The organism is Deinococcus alpinitundrae (assembly GCF_009982895.1).
Lineage (GTDB): Bacteria > Deinococcota > Deinococci > Deinococcales > Deinococcaceae > Deinococcus > Deinococcus alpinitundrae.
The window spans coordinates 1-261 of sequence record NZ_WXZL01000334.1; the positions used below are offsets into that span (position 1 = coordinate 1).

Genomic DNA, 261 nt, shown 5'->3' on the forward strand with positions numbered 1-261 from the left:
TTTGGAATCTGGTTCATACGTATTAAATGCTACAAAGAACAAGCGTGAACGGGTTGGTCGTTTGCTACAAATGCACTCTAACCAACGTCAAGAAATCCCAGAAGTATTCTCTGGTGATATCGCTGCCGCAATCGGTTTGAAGAATACTACTACTGGTGATTCTTTAACTGATCCAGATCATCCATTACACTTGGAATCAATGCAATTCCCAGAACCAGTTATCGAAGTTGCCGTTGAACCAAAATCAAAGGCTGACCAAGA

General features: G+C 41.4%; 1 protein-coding gene. It reads left to right on the forward strand.

The features are described from left to right. The coding region (locus GUI70_RS25905; RefSeq protein WP_272952938.1) for an EF-Tu/IF-2/RF-3 family GTPase at positions 1-261 on the forward strand (261 nt) is incomplete at both ends.